A 3,038-nucleotide genomic window follows, 5' to 3' on the forward strand; every position below is an offset into this window, starting at 1 on the left:
TTAAGTGGTTGAGTAGTTTAATAAGCAAGTGAAAAAGTTAGAAAGTTATCCTAAAATAAATAGTGATATTTCATCTGCCAAAAAGAAGTTTTTATTATAAATTTTTCCATTTTTTTCATAAAGTTTGTTTTCTTTTATCAAAATCTTAGCTCTTTTTTCCATATCCTTATTTAAAATTTTTTTATCCACTCCAATAAAGCTTCTAAATCCTAAAAAAATTTTTTCAACTGTTATCTCTTTTTGGGTTAGATTTTCTACCTTTATATCTAACGGATCTTTAATATATTCGAAAAGATCGTTTTTTGGATAAAATCTTTTATTTTTTAAAAAACCGACAGCTCCAGCTCCAACGCCTATATAATCTTTTAATTTCCAATATCCTATATTATGAAAACATTTATATTTTCCAAAGTTTGATACCTCATACTGCTCAAAAGGTATAATTTTTTTTAAAAAATATCCGATATTTTCATCACTTTTTTTAACATCCTTTTTGTTTTCAAAAAGAGTATTTTCCTCTATGGTTAAAGAGTAGGCCGATATATGGTTTATCGGCAAAGATAAAGCTAAATCAATATCTTTTTTTAAAAGCTCTTTGTTATCGAGCGCGGTATCGTAAATAATATCTATTGATATATTCTCAAATCCGCTCTTTTGTGCATTATTTATAGCTTTTAGAGCATCTTTTGAATTATGGCTACGCCCTAAAAATTTTAATTTTTTATCGTTAAAGCTTTGGACTCCAAAACTTACTCTATTTATTCCAAACTCTTTGATGTTTTTAAGCCACTCATATGTTGCGCTGTTTGGATTTGCCTCTATGGTTATTTCTATATTATCTTTAAAATGGGGAGATACTATTTTAAAAATCTCTTCGTAATATTTTACATCTAAAACAGACGGGGTTCCCCCGCCTATAAAAACCGATTCTATATTTTTATTTACTTTAAATCTTTCAAATTCAAAATTTAACTGCTTTAAAAGAGCTTTTATATAATCTTTTTTTAAATGATGATTTTTAGTAAAGGAGTTAAAACTGCAATAGTGGCATTTGCTATCGCAAAAGGGAATATGTATATATAAAAGCAAATCTCTCCTTTTTAAAAATTTTTGCTCAAATCTTAACGCCAAAACTAATTGGAATTTAATTAGTTATTGGATAATATATCAAAGTTTTTATCTAAGGGCAAGTTATATAAAGAGGGGACATGAGCGAAAAAAAAAGATATAGACCAAATGTTGCGGCAATTGTGTTATCATCAAAATATCCGCAGAAAGTTGAATTTATGATTGCTTTAAGAAATGACGTTGAAAACGCTTGGCAGTTCCCTCAGGGCGGAATTGATGAAGGTGAGAGCCCCAAAGAGGCTCTTTTTAGAGAGCTAAAAGAAGAGATCGGAACCGATGAGATCGAGATAATAGCCGAATACCCAGAATGGGTAAGTTATGATTTTCCAAAAGTGATAGCAAAAAAGATGTATCCATACGACGGACAAAAACAGAAATATTTTCTAATAAGGCTTAAACCGGGCGCGAAAATAAAACTTGATACAAAAGAGCCCGAATTTAAAGAGTTTAAGTTTGTTCCTTATAAGGATCTTTTTAAGTATATAACATATTTTAAAAGACCTATATATAAAAAGGTTTTAGAGTATTTTAAAAATGAGGGGTATATTTAATAGTTTGAAGTTTAAAGTTGGAAGTTTGAAGTTTGAAGTTTTAGGTATTGAAACTTTAAATTTGAAATTTCAAAACTTGAAACCAACAAAGGATTTAGATGTTAATCGTTCAAAAATATGGTGGAACAAGTGTTGGAACTTTAGAAAGAATTGAAAATGTAGCCAAAAGAGTCGCAAAAACCAAAGAGGCTGGGAATGACGTAGTCGTTGTAGTCTCAGCTATGAGCGGCGAGACAAATAAACTTATCGAATACGCAAAACATTTTAGTAAAACTCCAAGTAGAACAGATATGGATCTTTTGTTAAGCTCTGGAGAGAGGGTAACGGCCGCATTATTATCCATAGCCTTGAATGAGATGGGATATCCAACCGTTGCAATGACTGGAAGACAGGCCGGAATCGTAACTGATAGCTCCCATACTATGGCAAGAATAGAAAAGATCGATCCAACACCTATAAAAAATGAACTAAAAAAAGGGAAAATCGTTGTGGTTGCCGGTTTTCAAGGAATTAGTAAAGATGGAAGGGTAACTACTTTGGGAAGGGGAGGTAGTGATCTTACCGCCGTTGCTTTAGCGGGGGCTCTTCATGCGGATAAGTGCGAAATTTACTCCGATGTTGACGGAGTTTATACAACGGACCCAAGAATCGAACCAAAAGCTAAAAAGCTTGAAAAAATAAGTTATGATGAAATGTTGGAACTTGCAAGTTTAGGTGCAAAGGTTTTGCAAAACAGAAGCGTGGAGCTTGCAAAAAAGTTAGGCGTTGTTATTGAGGCTAGAAGTAGTTTTAACGATAATCCCGGAACTATAATTACAAAGGAAGAAGATATCATGGAAAAGCCGTTAGTTAGTGGAATAGCTTTGGATAAAAATCAAGCAAGAGTTAGTTTAAGAGGGGTGATAGATAGGCCTGGAATTGCAGCGGAGATCTTTAAAGCGCTTGCTCAAGAAAATATCAATGTGGATATGATCGTTCAAACAATAGGTGAGGACGGAAAGACAAATATGGATTTTACCGTTCCGGAAAATGAGCTTGAGAGAGTCAAAAAAATTATGGAAAAATTTAAAGATGAGTATGAAAGAGTAGAGTATGATCCAAATATTGCAAAAGTTTCGATAGTTGGAGTTGGAATGAAATCCCATAGCGGAGTTGCTAGCAAAGCTTTTGAAACTTTGGCAAAAGAAAATATAAATATTGAGATGATTAGCACAAGCGAGATTAAAATTTCGATGATAATTGATGAAAAATATAGTGAGTTAGCAGTTAGAGCGCTTCATGACGCTTATGAGTTGTATAAGTAATTTGGTTAAAATGGTTAAAATAGTTTAGTAGTTAAGTGAAAAAGTTAGAAAGTGA

The 3,038-nt window shown here is 32.3% G+C and carries 3 protein-coding genes; 2 read left to right on the top strand and 1 reads right to left on the bottom strand.

Annotated features, from left to right (window positions below; translation table 11 throughout):
* Positions 1-45: 45 nt before the first annotated feature.
* On the bottom strand, positions 46-1,089 hold the full coding sequence (hemW, locus tag AC30RD_RS03220; protein WP_489492780.1) for a radical SAM family heme chaperone HemW: 1,044 nt from the start codon (positions 1,087-1,089) through the stop codon (positions 46-48).
* A gap of 119 nt (positions 1,090-1,208) precedes the next feature.
* Between hemW and AC30RD_RS03225 the strand changes: the two genes are divergently transcribed.
* Complete coding sequence (locus AC30RD_RS03225) at positions 1,209-1,679, top strand: RNA pyrophosphohydrolase (RefSeq protein WP_489492782.1); 471 nt, start codon at positions 1,209-1,211, stop codon at positions 1,677-1,679.
* 98 nt (positions 1,680-1,777) lie between these two features.
* Positions 1,778-2,983, top strand: coding sequence for an aspartate kinase (locus AC30RD_RS03230; RefSeq protein WP_489492783.1), 1,206 nt, complete (start codon positions 1,778-1,780; stop codon positions 2,981-2,983).
* The last annotated feature ends 55 nt before the right edge of the window (positions 2,984-3,038 follow it).

It is taken from the genome of Nitrosophilus sp. (assembly GCF_982775275.1).

What these genes read in the sequence shown, in the direction of transcription:
- AC30RD_RS03230 (WP_489492783.1), top strand. Translation starts at nt 1,778, where the DNA reads ATGTTAATCGTTCAAAAATATGGTGGAACAAGTGTTGGAACTTTAGAA.
- AC30RD_RS03225 (WP_489492782.1), top strand. Translation starts at nt 1,209, where the DNA reads ATGAGCGAAAAAAAAAGATATAGACCAAATGTTGCGGCAATTGTGTTA.